The 14,541-nt window shown below is 71.0% G+C and carries 15 protein-coding genes; 6 read left to right on the top strand and 9 right to left on the bottom strand.

Going from position 1 to position 14,541, the window contains the following annotated elements; all coding sequences use genetic code 11:
* Positions 1-6: 6 nt before the first annotated feature.
* Positions 7-2,868 (bottom strand): excinuclease ABC subunit UvrA, encoded by a 2,862-nt coding sequence (gene uvrA / locus AC29IT_RS20480; protein WP_488219806.1) that lies wholly within the window; start codon positions 2,866-2,868, stop codon positions 7-9.
* Positions 2,869-3,305: 437 nt separating this feature from the next.
* Here uvrA and AC29IT_RS20475 point away from each other — a divergent pair, with 437 nt between their 5' ends.
* Positions 3,306-4,076, top strand: a complete 771-nt coding sequence (locus AC29IT_RS20475; RefSeq protein WP_488219805.1) for a maleylpyruvate isomerase family mycothiol-dependent enzyme — start codon at positions 3,306-3,308, stop codon at positions 4,074-4,076.
* 32 nt (positions 4,077-4,108) lie between these two features.
* Complete coding sequence (locus tag AC29IT_RS20470) at positions 4,109-4,786, top strand: MBL fold metallo-hydrolase (RefSeq protein WP_488219804.1); 678 nt, start codon at positions 4,109-4,111, stop codon at positions 4,784-4,786.
* Between the two features lie 72 nt (positions 4,787-4,858).
* On the opposite strand, the gene AC29IT_RS20465 is transcribed toward AC29IT_RS20470, so the two are convergent.
* Positions 4,859-6,100: a hypothetical protein gene (locus AC29IT_RS20465; RefSeq protein WP_488219803.1), complete on the bottom strand. Its 1,242-nt coding sequence runs from the start codon at positions 6,098-6,100 to the stop codon at positions 4,859-4,861.
* A gap of 386 nt (positions 6,101-6,486) precedes the next feature.
* Between AC29IT_RS20465 and AC29IT_RS20460 the strand changes: the two genes are divergently transcribed.
* Together AC29IT_RS20460 and AC29IT_RS20455 are read left to right on the top strand one after the other, a co-directional pair.
* Positions 6,487-7,107, top strand: a complete 621-nt coding sequence (locus tag AC29IT_RS20460) for an L-threonylcarbamoyladenylate synthase (protein WP_488219802.1) — start codon at positions 6,487-6,489, stop codon at positions 7,105-7,107.
* A 30-nt stretch (positions 7,108-7,137) separates the two neighbouring features.
* Positions 7,138-7,824 carry a response regulator transcription factor gene (locus tag AC29IT_RS20455; protein WP_488219847.1) on the top strand — a complete coding sequence of 229 codons (687 nt, stop codon included), beginning with the start codon at positions 7,138-7,140 and terminating at the stop codon, positions 7,822-7,824.
* Between the two features lie 118 nt (positions 7,825-7,942).
* Here AC29IT_RS20455 and AC29IT_RS20450 read toward each other — a convergent pair whose 3' ends face one another.
* Positions 7,943-8,482 (bottom strand): hypothetical protein, encoded by a 540-nt coding sequence (locus tag AC29IT_RS20450; protein ID WP_358439732.1) that lies wholly within the window; start codon positions 8,480-8,482, stop codon positions 7,943-7,945.
* A gap of 119 nt (positions 8,483-8,601) precedes the next feature.
* On the opposite strand from AC29IT_RS20450, the gene AC29IT_RS20445 reads away from it, so the two are divergent.
* Positions 8,602-8,733: a hypothetical protein gene (locus AC29IT_RS20445; RefSeq protein ID WP_358439730.1), complete on the top strand. Its 132-nt coding sequence runs from the start codon at positions 8,602-8,604 to the stop codon at positions 8,731-8,733.
* Entirely contained in the window at positions 8,726-10,285 is a 1,560-nt protein-coding gene (locus AC29IT_RS20440) for an ATP-binding protein (RefSeq protein ID WP_488219801.1), read from the top strand. Before AC29IT_RS20445 ends, AC29IT_RS20440 begins: the two co-directional genes overlap by 8 nt.
* 2 nt (positions 10,286-10,287) lie before the next feature.
* Here the strand turns inward: AC29IT_RS20440 and AC29IT_RS20435 are convergent, their stop codons facing one another.
* From AC29IT_RS20435 to AC29IT_RS20410, 6 genes are all read right to left on the bottom strand, one after another.
* Positions 10,288-10,995 carry a hypothetical protein gene (locus tag AC29IT_RS20435; protein WP_488219800.1) on the bottom strand — a complete coding sequence of 236 codons (708 nt, stop codon included), beginning with the start codon at positions 10,993-10,995 and terminating at the stop codon, positions 10,288-10,290.
* Positions 10,988-11,467 (bottom strand): hypothetical protein, encoded by a 480-nt coding sequence (locus AC29IT_RS20430; RefSeq protein ID WP_488219799.1) that lies wholly within the window; start codon positions 11,465-11,467, stop codon positions 10,988-10,990. Before AC29IT_RS20430 ends, AC29IT_RS20435 begins: the two co-directional genes overlap by 8 nt.
* 123 nt (positions 11,468-11,590) lie before the next feature.
* On the bottom strand, positions 11,591-12,193 hold the full coding sequence (locus AC29IT_RS20425) for a hypothetical protein (protein ID WP_488219798.1): 603 nt from the start codon (positions 12,191-12,193) through the stop codon (positions 11,591-11,593).
* Positions 12,194-12,296: 103 nt separating this feature from the next.
* Positions 12,297-13,040: a hypothetical protein gene (locus AC29IT_RS20420; RefSeq protein ID WP_358439714.1), complete on the bottom strand. Its 744-nt coding sequence runs from the start codon at positions 13,038-13,040 to the stop codon at positions 12,297-12,299.
* Positions 13,041-13,074: 34 nt separating this feature from the next.
* The gene (locus AC29IT_RS20415) at positions 13,075-13,779 is read right to left on the bottom strand and encodes a hypothetical protein (protein ID WP_488219797.1); all 705 of its coding nucleotides are present in this window, start codon (positions 13,777-13,779) and stop codon (positions 13,075-13,077) included.
* Positions 13,772-14,530, bottom strand: coding sequence for a hypothetical protein (locus tag AC29IT_RS20410; RefSeq protein ID WP_488219796.1), 759 nt, complete (start codon positions 14,528-14,530; stop codon positions 13,772-13,774). The genes AC29IT_RS20415 and AC29IT_RS20410 overlap by 8 nt, the downstream gene beginning before the upstream one ends.
* Positions 14,531-14,541: the final 11 nt, after the last annotated feature.

Here is a 14,541-nt window from a genome sequence, read left to right as displayed (position 1 = left end):
CCGCGCTCACCCCTCCGCGAGGATCGGGGCCAGGAAGCGGCCCGTGTAGCTCTCCTCGACTTCGGCGACCTGCTCCGGAGTGCCCTGGGCGACGAGGGTGCCGCCGCCGGAGCCGCCCTCGGGACCGAGGTCGAGCAGCCAGTCGGACGCCTTGATGACGTCCAGGTTGTGCTCGATGACGATCACCGTGTTGCCCTTGTCGACCAGACCGTTGACCACGCCGAGCAGCTTGCGGATGTCCTCGAAGTGCAGGCCCGTCGTCGGCTCGTCGAGGATGTAGACGGTCTGGCCGGTGGAGCGCTTCTGCAGCTCGCTGGCCAGCTTCACCCGCTGCGCCTCGCCGCCGGACAGGGTCGGCGCGGGCTGGCCGAGCCGCACGTAGCCGAGGCCGACGTCCACCAGGGTGCTCAGGTAGCGGTGGATCGACTTGATCGGCTCGAAGAACTCGGCGGCCTGCTCGATCGGCAGGTCCAGCACCTCGGCGATCGACTTGCCCTTGTAGTGCACTTCCAGCGTCTCGCGGTTGTAGCGGGCGCCCTTGCACACCTCGCACGGCACGTACACGTCCGGCAGGAAGTTCATCTCGATCTTCAGCGTGCCGTCGCCCGCGCACGCCTCGCAGCGCCCGCCCTTGACGTTGAACGAGAACCGGCCGGGCTGGTAGCCGCGCACCTTCGCTTCGGTGGTCTCGGCGAACAGCTTGCGGATGCGGTCGAACACGCCGGTGTAGGTGGCCGGGTTGGACCGCGGGGTGCGGCCGATCGCGGACTGGTCGACCTGCACCAGCTTGTCCACCAGGTCCACGCCCTTGATCCGGGTGTGTCTGCCCGGCACCTGCCGCGCGCCGTTGAGCTTGTTCGCCAGCACCGAGGCGAGGATGTCGTTGACCAGCGTGGACTTGCCGGAACCGGACACGCCGGTGACCGACACCAGGCAGCCCAGCGGGAACGACACGTCGATCTTGTGGAGGTTGTGCTCGCGCGCGCCCACCACGGTCAGCTGCCGCTTCGGGTCCCGCTTGCGCCGGGCCGGCGGCATCGGGATGGACTTGCGCCGGGCCAGGTAGTCGCCGGTCAGCGAGGACTCGTTGTCCAGCAGCTCCTTGTACGGGCCGCTGTGCACGACCTTCCCGCCGTGCTCGCCCGCGCCCGGGCCGATGTCCACCACCCAGTCGGCGCTGCGCACGGTGTCCTCGTCGTGCTCGACGACGATGAGCGTGTTGCCCAGGTCCCGCAGCCTGCTCAGCGTCTCCAGCAGCCGGTGGTTGTCCCGCTGGTGCAGGCCGATCGACGGCTCGTCCAGCACGTACAGCACGCCGACCAGGCCGGAGCCGATCTGGGTGGCCAGCCGGATGCGCTGCGCCTCGCCGCCGGAGAGGGTGCCCGCGGCGCGGGACAGCGACAGGTAGTCGAGGCCCACGTCGAGCAGGAACCCGAGCCGGGCCTGCACCTCCTTGAGCACCCGGCCCGCGATCATCTCCTCGCGGTGGCCCAGCACCAGCGAGTTCAAGAACGACGCGCACTCGCGCACGCTCAGCGCGCTGACCTCGGCGATGGACAGCTCGCCGTGCTCCGCGTTCTCCATGGTGACCGCGAGGATCTCCGGCTTGAGCCGGGTCCCGTCGCACGCGGGGCACGGCACGTCCCGCATGTAGCCCTCGTACTTCTCGCGGGCGTAGTCCGATTCGGTCTGCTCCAGGCGCCGCTCCAGGAACGGGATGACGCCCTCGTAGGAGGCGTAGTAGGAGCGCTGCCGCCCGTAGCGGTTCTTGTAGCGCACGTGCACCTGGTCGTCGGTGCCGTGCAGCACCGCCTTCTTCACCTTGGTGGGCAGCCGGCTCCACGGGGTGTCCATCCGGAACCCGACCGATTCGGACAGCGAGGTGAGCAGCCGGGTGAAGTACTCCGCGGTGTGCCCGCCCGCCCACGGCGCGATGGCGCCCTCGCCGAGGGACAGCTCCTCGTCGGGCACCACGAGCTCCGGGTCGACCTCCTTGCGGATGCCGAGCCCGGCGCACTCGGTGCAGGCGCCGTACGGGGAGTTGAACGAGAACGACCGCGGCTCCAGCTCGTCCACGCCCAGCGGGTGGCCGTTCGGGCAGGCCAGGTTCTCGGAGAACTTCCGCTCCCGCTCCGGGGAGCCCTCGTCGACGTCGACGAACTCCAGCAGCACCAGGCCGTCGGCGAGCCGCAGCGCGGTCTCCACCGAGTCGGTGAGCCGCTGCTTCGCGTTCGCCTTGACGGTGAGCCGGTCCACCACGACGGCGATGTCGTGCTTCTCCTGCTTCTTCAGCTTCGGCGGCGATTCCAGCTGGTGGACCTCGCCGTCCACCCGGGCGCGGGCGTAGCCCTGCGACTGGAGCTGCTCGAACAGGTCGACGTACTCGCCCTTGCGGCCGCGGATGATCGGCGCCAGCACCTGGAACTTGGTGCGCTCCGGCATCGCCAGCACCTGGTCGACGATCTGCTGCGGCGTCTGCTTGCTGATCGGTTCGCCGCAGGTCGGGCAGTGCGGCTTGCCGGCGCGGGCGTAGAGCAGCCGCAGGTAGTCGTAGACCTCGGTGATGGTGCCCACCGTGGACCGCGGGTTGCGGCTGGTCGCCTTCTGGTCGATGGACACCGCCGGGGACAGGCCTTCGATGAAGTCCACGTCGGGCTTGTCCATCTGCCCCAGGAACTGCCGCGCGTACGCCGACAGCGACTCCACGTAGCGGCGCTGGCCCTCGGCGAAGATGGTGTCGAAGGCCAGGCTGGACTTTCCGGAGCCGGACAGACCGGTGAACACGATCAGGCTGTCGCGCGGCAGGTCGATGTCGATCCCGCGCAGGTTGTGCTCGCGGGCGCCGCGGACGACGAGGCGGTCGGCCACTGTGATCCTTTCGGAAGTTCTCGCCGGTTCGCTGGACGCGCCCGCCGGCACCGGGCCACGGCATCGGTCACCGCGGGCGACTCGGGCGGGGTTCCCCACCGCCTCGCGAGGTCGTGGTGCCCCTGGTCGGCCCGGTTCGATCGGGCACGGGCGCAGCACCGAGGGTATCGGCGCGGCCGCGCTCAGCGGTGTTCGGACGTCGCGCGGCCATGCTAAGCCGCACCCCCGACAGTGCCGCGTCGCCCCTGGTCACGTGCTGCTCCGGGGTGCGACGCGCGGCGGCGACCGGCGTTCCGGGCCGCTCATTAGCACGTCCGTCCGCGACGATACGCAAATTCCCCCGGATTGGGCACTGTCGGGGGACACACCTCTGGCCCTACTCTCGGGTACTCCCCTGCCGTGTCCGGAAGCATTTCCTGCACACTCCAAGGAATCCGATGGCTGACACCGTTCTCGGCGCCGGCGGCACGCACGTGCCCACCGGAGCCGCGCACTCGACCGAACAGGTCACCGCCGCCCTGTCCGCGATCGAACGCAGCACCCAGCGCCTGCTCGAGGTGAGCGAGGAGCTGGACGACGCGAGCGTGCGACGGCCCAGCCTGCTCCCGGGCTGGACGCGCGCGCACGTGCTCACCCACCTGGCCCGCAACGCCGACGGGCTGCTGAACCTGCTGATCTGGGCGCGGACCGGCGCCGAACACCCGATGTACGCCAGCCCCGCCGACCGCGACGCCGACATCCAAGAGGGCGCGGTGCGCGGGCACCGGCTGCTGGTGGAGGACGTGGTCGCCTCGCACGGCCGCTTCGCGCACGCCGTCCGCACCCTGCCCGCGTCGTCCTGGGGCGCGGAGGTCGTGGGCCGGGAACCGATGCCCGCCCACCACGTGCTGCGCAAGCGGCTGCTGGAGCTGTGGGTGCACCTGGTGGACCTGGACGGCGGCGTCGGCTTCGACGACGTCCCCGAACCGGATGCCGAGCAGCTGCTGGAGGACGTGGTGCAGCAGTTCGGCGGCAGGCCCGACGTGCCCGCGGTGACGGTGGTGGTCGACTTCGCCGACGGCCGCACCCGGACCTGGGAGCTGCGCGGCACCACCGCCCCGCCCGCCCAGGTGCGCGGACGGCCCGGCGCGATGCTCGGCTGGCTGCTGGGCCGCACCGGATCCGAACGGCTGGAAGGGGACGCCCCGGCGCTGCCGGTGTGGCTGTGAGGGACCTCGCCGCGGAGCGATACGCTGCGCGCGTGGAGGCATACGAGCAGTACACCGGCCATGTCGAACCCGGCGGCGCCCCCGCCAAGCGGGTCCTGGACGCGCTGACCATCACCAAGGTGTCGGTCGGTCCGATGGACAACAACGCGTACCTGCTGACCTGCCGCAGCACCGGGGACGCGCTGCTGATCGACGCGGCGAACGATTCGGAACGGCTCGCCGACCTGCTGGGCCACGACGACGACCGGCCGCGGCTGCGCACCATCGTCACCACCCACCAGCACGGCGACCACTGGCAGGCGCTGGGCGCGGTCGCGGGCCAGACCGGCTGCTACACGCTGGCGCACCCCGCGGACGCCCGGGAACTGCCGGTGCCGCCGGACCGCCTGGTGGACCACGGCGACGTGGTGCCCGTCGGGGACGCCGAGCTGCAGGTCATCCACCTGCGCGGGCACACGCCCGGCTCGATCGCGCTGCTCTACCGGGACCCGGCCGGGCACCCGCACCTGTTCACCGGGGATTCGCTGTTCCCCGGCGGGGTCGGCAAGACGGGCTCGCCGGAGGACTTCGCCTCGCTGCTCGACGACGTGGAGAACCGGATCTTCGCCGAGCTCCCGGACGACACCTGGTTCTACCCGGGCCACGGCGACGACTCGACCCTCGGCGAGCAGCGCCCCCACCTCGCGGAATGGCGCGAACGAGGCTGGTGAAGCACCGCGCGGAGCGGGCAGTCTGACCCCGGACGGCCCGCTCCGCCCAGGCTCGAACGACCGATGCGCCCCTCACCGGCCGCGGTCCAGCGACACCGCCAGAACGGTGCCGTCAGATCCGACGGAGATGGCGTCGCGAGCGAACTCCTCATCGAGGATGCCGTTCCGCCAACGCTCCCCGACTCCTGGCGCCGAACGCAGGTACGAACCGAGCCGCTGACCCGCGAGCTGCTCGTACAACCCGGATTCGAGGCCGCGGTGCACCACGAACCGCCTGCCGTCCGGCAGCGGAAGCACCGAGCGGGTACCCATCACGCGCAGGCCACCGCCGAGATCGAACCCAGTGGCCGCGTCGTCACCCGAGATCGAGGTCTGCTCTCCGAGGCCGATGAACCCCCCACGTGGGCGAGGCGGCCGGTAAGTGGCCGCGGTCCGGCCCGCACCCGCGAACAGCAATGCCGAGGCCGCGCCGAAACGCGCGAGGGCGTGGGAGAACCACTTCCGGCTCGCCTGCGGGATCTTGAGGACCCTCGCCTCTGCGGGAAAGGACGGTTCGGACGGGTCGGGCTCCGCTGCGTCGCCGGGAGCTGTCCAGTCGAACAGGGCCGGCTCGTCGACGGCGTCGTCCTGCACCTCGTCGGCATCGTCCTGCTGTTCGGGTTCCGGCCGTTCGGACGTGAACGGTTCCGGAACCTCGCCGAGTTCCTCGTTCAACTCGCGTTCCAGCTCGTCGGCACTGCCCGACCACAGCTCGTCCTCTCCCGGAGGATCGAGCACGTGCACGGTGATGCCGGACTGCTGCAGGCAGGACGCGACCATGAGCGACGGCAGGCAGCCGCGACCGGCGATCTCCACCGACCGGACCTGGACGCACGCCTTCGCCAGCTGATCGACCGCGAGCGACTCGCTGCCGTGATTGCCCTTGCACTCGAGGACTACGATCTTGACCGCGCCACCGTTGCGCGGGTGGCCGATCAAGAAGTAGTCCGGGCGAACTCGGACACCGCTCGCTTGGTGCACCGCCCCCACACCGGGAATCCCCGAGCGGAGCGCGACGTCGGCATCCACTGCCTGGAAGGCCAGGCCGGGATACTGCTCGCCCAGCACGTGCCGCGCAACGAACAACGCAAGTCCGATGCCCAGGTATTCGGATTGGGCGACCTTGTGGTGGTGTACGACGGAACCGGCCGCCGTAGCCGACAACGTCATGCGCCCGCGGCGCGGGGCGAGGGTCGCGCAGTAGCGCAACTGTGCCCACAGCCTCGCCGCGTCAGCGAAGACCGGATCGTCGAAGAAGGTGGTCGCGACCCCCACCTCCCGCAGAACGTGAACCGGGGCGGTAGGCAGCGTGTCCGGGACCTCCACCGGAACGGGCCACTTGCGGAGCCTAAAGATCTTCTTCCGCTCTGTCCGCTCGAAGCGAGCGCCGCTCGATTCACCTTGTCGACCAGTTCTCGGGATGAGACCAGATTCAGATTCCCCGAGATGCTCAGAGCACGCATCACTTCACCGAAGTCCATGATCCCCGCCCTCCCCGGCCGGAAGGGACGCTACGGCTACTCGCGCAGCACCAACAAGATCCGTCCCCGGCGACCACCGATCTGGCGGCCGCTCGATCAGAGCCGTCCGCCGGCCCGCCGATCCGGGTGTCATCGCGGGGTGGTCTGTCGGAGCGGGGCCGGTGATCCTAGGCTCGGTGGATGGCGAGGTACTACGACGTGCACCCGGACAACCCGCAGCGCCGCACGCTCGGCCAGGCGGTCGACCTCATCCGGTCCGGCGGGGTGATCGCGTATCCCACCGACTCCTGCTTCGCGCTCGGAACCGGGCTGGACAACAAGGACGGCGTGGAGCGGATCAAGACCATCCGCAAGCTCGACGACCGGCACCACTTCACGCTGGTGTGCGAGAACTTCGCGCAGCTGGGCCAGTTCGTGCACATCGACAACTCGGTGTTCCGGGCGATCAAGGCCAGCACCCCGGGCAGCTACACCTTCATCCTCCCGGCCACCAAGGAGGTGCCGCGGCGGCTGATGCACCCGAAGAAGAAGACCGTCGGCATCCGCATCCCGCAGCACGTCACCGCGCAGGCGCTGCTGGCGCAGCTCGGCGAACCGCTGCTGTCGAGCACGCTGCTGCTGCCCGACGAGGAGGAACCGCTCACCCAGGGCTGGGACATCAAGGAGCGCCTGGACCACGAGGTGGACGCGGTGCTGGACTCGGGCGACTGCGGCACCGAGCCGACGACGGTCGTCGACTTCTCCAGCGGTGCGGCGGAGGTCGTGCGGTACGGCGCGGGAGATCCCGAGCGGTTCGAGTGACCCGCCGCGGGTGCTGGCATGCTGATCGGCATGCGGGTGCTCGTCGTCGAAGATGAACGTCGCGTGGCGGAGGCGCTGCGCACGGGGCTGGAAGCCGAGGGCTGGGCGGTGGACGTCACCGGGGACGGCCTCGACGCGCTGCGCCTCGCCGCCGACACCGAGTACGCGGCGATCCTGCTGGACATCATGCTGCCCGGCCTCAACGGGTACCGGGTGTGCGAGCGGCTGCGCGCGGCGGAGGACTGGACGCCGATCATCATGCTCACCGCGAAGGACGGCGAGTACGACGAGGCGGACGCGCTGGACTCGGGCGCCGACGACTACGTGACGAAACCCTTCTCGTACGTGGTGCTGCTGGCCCGGCTGCGCAACGCGATCCGGCGCCGCGCCACCGCCCGGCCGCCGCTGCTGCGCGTCGGTGACCTGGTGCTGGACCCGGCGCGGCGCAGCTGCGCGCGCGGCGGCCAGGACATCTCGTTGACCAGCAAGGAGTTCGCGGTGCTGGAGCTGCTGGCGCGCGGCGGCGGCCAGGTGGTGTCCAAGCGGCGGCTGCTGGAGAGCGGCTGGGACTTCGCCGCCGATCCGGACGTGAACCTGGTCGAGGTGCACATCAGCGCGCTGCGCCGCAAGATCGACAACCCGTTCGGGCGGCGCAGCATCCGCACCGTCCGCGGCCACGGCTACCGGCTCGTGCCGGACGGCGGCACCGAGAGCTGACCGGGCACCTCGGGCGCACGGCGGCGCGCCGGGCGCGGACCCCCACGTCCGCCACCCGGCGCGCTCGACCCGGGACGTCGTCCCGGCACCCCCTCCCGGCCAGGACGGCCGACCCCGATCAGCCGATCGGCGCGACGCCCGCCTCACCCGCCGGGACGCCCGGCGCGTCCGAGGGGACGCCGGGACGGCCCGGCTCGGTCGGCAGCGGCGGGATGGTGTCGCCCGGCGCGGGTGCGGGCACGCCCTCGGAGGGCGGGCCGTCCGGGATGCACGGCACGGTGTCGTCGGCCTCCGCGGCCGCGATCCCCTCCACCGGCGGCACACCCGGCTCACCCGACGGAACGCCCTCGACCGGCGGCACACCCGGCTCACCGGACGGGATGCACTCGATGGGCGCGGGCGGGCCATCCGGGATGCACGGCACGGTGTCCTCCGCCGCGCGGTCCTCGATCGGTGCCACGCCCGGCGCACCGGCCGGGACGCCCTCGATCGGGGGGACGCCCGGCTCACCGGAGGGGATGCATTCGATGGGCTCGCCCTGCACCGGGGCGGGAACCGGCGCCGGGGTGGCCGCGAAGGCCGTGCCCGCGCCGCCGAGGCCGAGCACCACGGCGCCGGCCGCGAGGGCGGCGGCCCGAACGATTCGCGTCTGTCGCATCTGCTGAGAACTCCTCTGGTCCGGTTCGCCACGGGGTGTTTCCGCGACGAGGACCACGATGGCGGGCCGAGCTGAAGCGGAGCTGTAGCAACCTGAAGATCGCTTCAGGTGCGGGTGGCATGCTGATCCGCATGCGGGTGCTCGTCGACCAGGACCACCGCGGCGCGCGCACGCCGCGCACCGGACGCGGACCGCGGCAGCGGCCCGCCGCGAACGGGTCGCGCACCCGGGCCGGGGGCACCGGTGCGTGATCCGCTGCGGCTGCGGCGCCTGTCGATCCGCGCCCGCACCACCCTCACCGCTACCGGCATCGTCGCGCTGGCCACCGTCGCGATCGGCCTGTCGCTCATCGGCTACCTGCACGGCAGGCTCACCGAGGAGTTGGATGCGGCGTTGAACGAGCAGCTCAGCCACGCGCGGACGGCGGTGTTGGCCGGGGTGGAACTCCCGGTGCGCACCGACGACGTCACCGTGCGGGCGATCCCCGCGGGCGCCGACTCGGCCCGCCCCGTCCCGGAACCCGGGGAGCAGCCGGCCCCGGACACCGGTGGAGAGCCTGCTCCGGACTCCGGGGTGCCGTCCGCCCCAGGCTCCGGGGTGCTGTCCGCCCCGGACACCGGCGTGCTGTCCGCCCCAGGCTCCGGAGTGCTGTCCGCCCCGGGCTCCGGGGTGCCGGTGGGCCCGGACGACGCCGAACCGATGAGCCCGCTGGACGACCTGCTACCCCAGCCCGTGGAACCGCTGAGCACCCCGGACACGGGAGTCCGGGCCGACGAGCGCGGCAGCGGCGTGGAGCACTCCGGCGAGGAACCGGTCGCACCGCTGCGCACCGCTCAGGCCACTGTGGACACTCCCGGCGGGACGCAGACGCTCGTCGCCACCGCCTCCACCCGTTCCGTGCAGCGCGCCACCGAGGCGGCCACGACGGGGCTGCTGGTCGGGATGCCGGTGCTGCTGGCCGTCGTCGCCGCGCTCACCTGGTTCAGCACCCGCCGCGCGCTGCGCCCCGTGGAGGCGATCCGGCACGAGTTCACCCGGCTGTCCGCGCACGACCTGCGCGGCCGGATGCCCGTCCCGAGGAGCGGCGACGAGATCGCGCGCCTCGCGCTGACCCTCAACGACACCCTGGACCGGCTGGACGATTCGGTGCGCAGGCAGCGCCAGTTCGTCGCGGACGCCTCGCACGAGCTGCGCAGCCCGCTGGCCGCGCTGCGCACCCCGCTGGAGGTGGCGCAGGCGCACCCGGAGCGGGCGGACTGGCGCGGCATCACCGACGGCACCCTCGACGACCTGGACCGGCTGGAGCGGCTCACCTCGGACCTGCTGGCGCTGGCCCGCATCGACGGCATGCCGCACACCCCCGGCGAGGCGCTGGACCTCGGCTCGCTCGCCGCCGACACCCTCGAACGCAGGCCGCCGACCCACCTGGCCCGGCACGCCGAGATCGAACCGGACGTGCTCGTCGACGGGCACCGCACCCACCTGTCGCGGCTGATCACCAACCTGCTCGACAACGCCGAAGCCCACGCCGAGCACCGGGTGTCGCTGAGCCTGCGCGTCGAGGACGGACGGGCGCGGCTCGACGTCCTCGACGACGGACCGGGCGTGCCCGCCGAATCGCGCGAGCACGTCTTCGAACGCTTCGCCCGCCTCGACACCGCCCGCGCCCGCGAACGCGGTGGCGCGGGGCTCGGCCTGGCCCTCGCCCGCGAGATCGCCCAGCTGCACCACGGCACCCTCGCCATCACCGACTCCGACCGCGGAGCCCGCTTCACGGCGACGTTCCCGCTGGCGGACGCCTGACCTCAACGACCGGCGGACTTCCCGGCGTCGACCTCCGCGTCGTAGTGCCGGGTGTACAGCGTGGAACCGTCCGCGAAATCGATCCGGAGGAACGCGGCCGGGGGGATGCTCCGCCCCAACGGCGCGAACTGCACGTCCCGGACCTGCGAGACCGGCACCTCGAAGTACGAGTGCGGGTGTTTCGCATCCTTCAGCGCGGCGATGCCCTCCGCCGCCTGCTGCACTTGAGCGGCGGCAGAGCGGACCTTGCCGAACCAGCCGCCGGAGGCCCCGGGCTGCTCCGGTCGGCGAGACCCGACCTTTCCCTGCTCCACGATCACTGCGAGCCGGTCCGAACTCAGCACCAGGAACGCCTCTCCGGCCACCTCGGTCAGGTGATCGCTGAAGCGGACCGCGTCCTGGTCGGGGCCGTCAGCGACGACCCACCACATGATGGAAGGGTCGTCGGCCCACTCGTCACCCAGGTAACGACCGGAGGTGACGAGGTCGCTCGGCAGCGGCCAACCCGATCTGTCCACATGGGACGGTTCCACGTCACCGAGCGGCTCGTGCGGAACGCACGTCCGGCCGGACACGGTCGAACCGACGTACCCCTGCTCCGGGAGCACGAGCCAGCGGAGCTCCTCACCATCGGCCGCCCACTTCTCCTGGAGCTTGGCGGACCACTTCCGCGCCAGGAGCTCCCGGTCCAGTTCGTTCAGGTCAGCCACGTCCGCCTCCTCCACCGGTGAACGCCCGCAGCCCGTCGAGCATGACGGGGACCCCGCCGGGCCTGCGGGCGTTCAGGCCGAAACCGGACCCGTCCCGCAACGTGATCGCGCACGTGATGGGGAGCTTCGAGCCGACCGGGCGGCAGTCCGCGATGTCGTTCGGGCCGAACTCCAGCCACGGCAGCACGCGCTCCGGCCGGATCGGCTCGCCCGGTGCGTTCTTCCCGAACTCACCCTGTCCCGCCGCCACCGACGCGCCGCTTCGCGCGAGGAGTTCCACCGCGACTCCGAGGCGCCGCGGAGTCAGCATCCACAACGTTCGGTACGGGGATCCTTCGGCGGGAACGGTGCTGCCGATCGCCTCCACCGCCGCGCACTCCGGCGCCGCGCCGAACACCGTCAGATCTGTCCGGCGCCCTCCACCGCTGTCGGGCTTGCCGCGGTCACCGCTGTCTCCGCTGCCGAAAGCCATGGTCAGCAACGCATCGCCCGCGAAGCCACCGACCGCGGCCGCCGCCTTGCCTCCGCCGCGGGCGAACCTCGCTGGTGAAGGACTTGTCGGTCGTTCCGTGTCGTGCTCGTGTTCCGGAAGGGCTCAGGGACGTCGGAGGGAACCGGACTTGTTCACGTAGTCCCCTGCGGTCCTCTTGCGGATCAACAACGTGGACCGGTCGGTGAAGCTCACTTCCAGGAAGTGCGAGGTCGGGATCGTCCGTCCCGTTCGACGGGAGTCCACCGCCGCGATGTTCTCGACCGGCACTTCGAAGTAGGAGACCGGCAGCTTCGCGTCCTTGCGCGATCCCAAGCCTTCCGCGGTCTTCTGCACCTGCGCGGCGGCCGCCCGGGCACGGCCTAGCCAACCCGTGGCCTCTTCATCCGGCTGCGAATCGTCGTCGATCTTGCCCTGCTCCGCGACCAGCGCCAGCCGCCCGCTGGTCAGCACGAGCACGACGTTGCCGTGCGCGGCCGCAGCATGATCGGCGAAGCGGACGGCGGTGCGATCGGCCACATCCGCCAGTGCCCACCACACGACCGACGGGTCATCCGCCCACTCATCGTTCATGCAGGTTCCGGACGTGACCGGATCGCTCGGCAGCGGCCAGTTCGGCTGACCCTCCACCCACTGCCGCGTACCTGGAGCCGGGATGTGCGGCGCGGTCATCCCGCCGGCCACGATCGATCCGGTGTAGCCGCGCATGGGGAGCATCAGCCATGCCACGGACTCGCCGGACTCCGTCCAGTTGTCGGCGAGCCGCGTCTTCCACTCGGCGATGAACCGGTTCTTCTCCGCAGAGGACAGGTCACGCACGTCCACTCCACTGTCGTCCTCGGGCGAACGCCTGCACGGCGTCCGTCATCGCGTCCACATCCCGGGAATACATGCCACGCACGGCGAAACCCGACCCGTCTCGCAGGACGATCTCGCAGTGAGTGGGGCGATTCTTCACCCCCGCCGAGCGGCACTCGGCGATATCACCGGGGCCCAGCTCGAACCAGGAACCCAGCGTGTCCGCATTCATCGGGGCACCGGCTTCATTCGCGCCGAATCCGCTCGAAGCGAGCACCGAGCGCCCCACTTCTCCCAAACCCCGTGCCACACCTCGCCAACCGGTGGGAGCCGGATCATCCGCAGCCGTCTCCTCCGGCAGCGGAACCAGGACTCCGAGACGACGCGAGGTCAACACCCACAGGCTCTCCGTCGGTGGTGCCGGGGGCGGCGACTGCAACGACCGCACCGCATCGCACTGCGGCGACGAACCGAACACCCGCAAATCCTTTTCGGGCGGACCGCTGCGGTTCTTCTCGTACCGCTCGTTCCCCTCGGTCATCGCGGTCAGCGCAAAACCCAGGACACCGATCCCGACCTTGCCCGCCGCACCGGCCAACCGCTTGCCCACACCCGACTTCGGCGCACCCGACGCATCCAGCCCACCGACCTCGAACTCAGTGCTGGTGACCCGAGTCGCCCACCACACCGGCTCATCCGGAGCGCACCAACCGGCACGCGCCGCAAGCGACGCGCCCAACCGCTCCACCACCGACATCCGAACCCTCCTGCTGAGTTGTTCGACCGGTCTCTCAGCGGGCGGTGGGGAACTTGGCGGAGTAGCCCTCGGCTCCGCCGTTGCGGATGAACAAGCAGGAGCCGTCGGTGAAGTCGACGCGCAGGAACGGGGCCCGCGGGATGCTGCGGCCCAACGGGGCCCAGCTCATCGACCCGATCCGGGACAGCGGCACCTCGAAGTGCGACACCGCAGCCTTCGCGTCCTTGCCGGAAGCAAGGCCCTCCGCGGCCTTCTGCACCTGCGCCGCCGCCGACCGGGCCCGGCCGAGCCAGCCCTTGCCCTCCGGCTCCGCCGGGCGCTCGGCGATCTTGCCCTGTTCCACCACCACCGCGAGCCGCACCGAGCTCAACGCCACGAACGCAACCCCCGGCATCACCGCGAGATGATCGGCGAACCGCACCGCGTCCAGCCCCGGCTCCGCGCCGAACGCCCACCACACCACTGACGGGTCGTCGGCCCACTCGTCGTCGCGATATCCGCCCGACGACACCAACTCGCTCGGCAGCGGCCACGACGGGGAATCCACAGTGGACGGGTCTACATCGGACAACGGCTCGTGCGGCAACCGGGTCCGCCCGGACACCACCGAACCCGCATAGCCCTGCTCCGGCAACAACACCCAGATCAGCGACTCGCCCTCGCCGAGCCATTCCTCCGCCAGCTTCGCCTGCCACTTCTCCCGCAACAGCTGCTGGTCCAACGGCGACAAGTCAGCCACGAGCACCCCGCATGAATCCCTGAACGCCTTCAGCCATCAACCGCGCACCCTCCGGCGAACGCGCGTTCAACACGAAGCCCGAACCGTCCTGCAACGTCAACACGCAATGCGCGGCATTCCCCTGCACCACCGGCTGGCACTCGGCGAACTCCGCACCGGTGAAGCTCAACCACTCCACCATCCGCTCCGGATCGATCCGCTCCCCCGGCGCGTTCCGCCCGAACTTCTCCGGCTCGGTACCCACCAGGATCCGACCCATCCCGCTCAACGTCTCACCCCACTCCCGCAACGCACCGGGCTCCTCCCGCTCCACCGGAGCAGGACGCCCCACCGGAATCAGCACCCCGAACCGACGCGGCGTCAACACCCACACCTGCTCGATCACTGAAGCCCCTGCAGGGGGCGAGGTGTTCTGCAAGCCCAACGCCGCACACTCCGGATCTCCACCCGCCACGGTGAGATCCGGCGACCTCACAACTTCCCGCTCGTAGACCCGGCTGTCCTCACCGCCCCCGAACACCGCGGTCTCGGCAACCGCGAGCACAGACCAACTCGCCTTCCCGACAGCTCCGGCGAAAGATCGCTTCTGCTTCTGCTTCTGCTTCGGCGGCAATGGCAGGCCATACCGATCGCACCCGTCGACCTGGAAGTCGACGTCTCCCACCTGCACAGCCCATACGATCGGCTCATCCGGCCCACACCACCAACGCCGAGCCACCAGCGCAGCACCGGCCTTATCGGACACAGACATCGAGAACCTTC

The sequence above is a fragment of the Saccharopolyspora sp. MMCC62 genome, assembly GCF_057736575.1.
This window is presented reverse-complemented; position numbering and strand designations above follow the sequence as displayed.

What these genes read in the sequence shown, in the direction of transcription:
- AC29IT_RS20475 (WP_488219805.1), top strand. Translation starts at nt 3,306, where the DNA reads ATGGCTGACACCGTTCTCGGCGCCGGCGGCACGCACGTGCCCACCGGA.
- AC29IT_RS20445 (WP_358439730.1), top strand. Translation starts at nt 8,602, where the DNA reads ATGCTGATCCGCATGCGGGTGCTCGTCGACCAGGACCACCGCGGCGCG.
- AC29IT_RS20450 (WP_358439732.1), bottom strand. Translation starts at nt 8,482, where the DNA reads ATGCGACAGACGCGAATCGTTCGGGCCGCCGCCCTCGCGGCCGGCGCC.
- AC29IT_RS20420 (WP_358439714.1), bottom strand. Translation starts at nt 13,040, where the DNA reads ATGTCGGTGGTGGAGCGGTTGGGCGCGTCGCTTGCGGCGCGTGCCGGT.
- AC29IT_RS20410 (WP_488219796.1), bottom strand. Translation starts at nt 14,530, where the DNA reads ATGTCTGTGTCCGATAAGGCCGGTGCTGCGCTGGTGGCTCGGCGTTGG.
- AC29IT_RS20430 (WP_488219799.1), bottom strand. Translation starts at nt 11,467, where the DNA reads ATGGCTTTCGGCAGCGGAGACAGCGGTGACCGCGGCAAGCCCGACAGC.
- AC29IT_RS20460 (WP_488219802.1), top strand. Translation starts at nt 6,487, where the DNA reads ATGGCGAGGTACTACGACGTGCACCCGGACAACCCGCAGCGCCGCACG.
- AC29IT_RS20455 (WP_488219847.1), top strand. Translation starts at nt 7,138, where the DNA reads ATGCGGGTGCTCGTCGTCGAAGATGAACGTCGCGTGGCGGAGGCGCTG.
- AC29IT_RS20425 (WP_488219798.1), bottom strand. Translation starts at nt 12,193, where the DNA reads ATGCGCGGCTACACCGGATCGATCGTGGCCGGCGGGATGACCGCGCCG.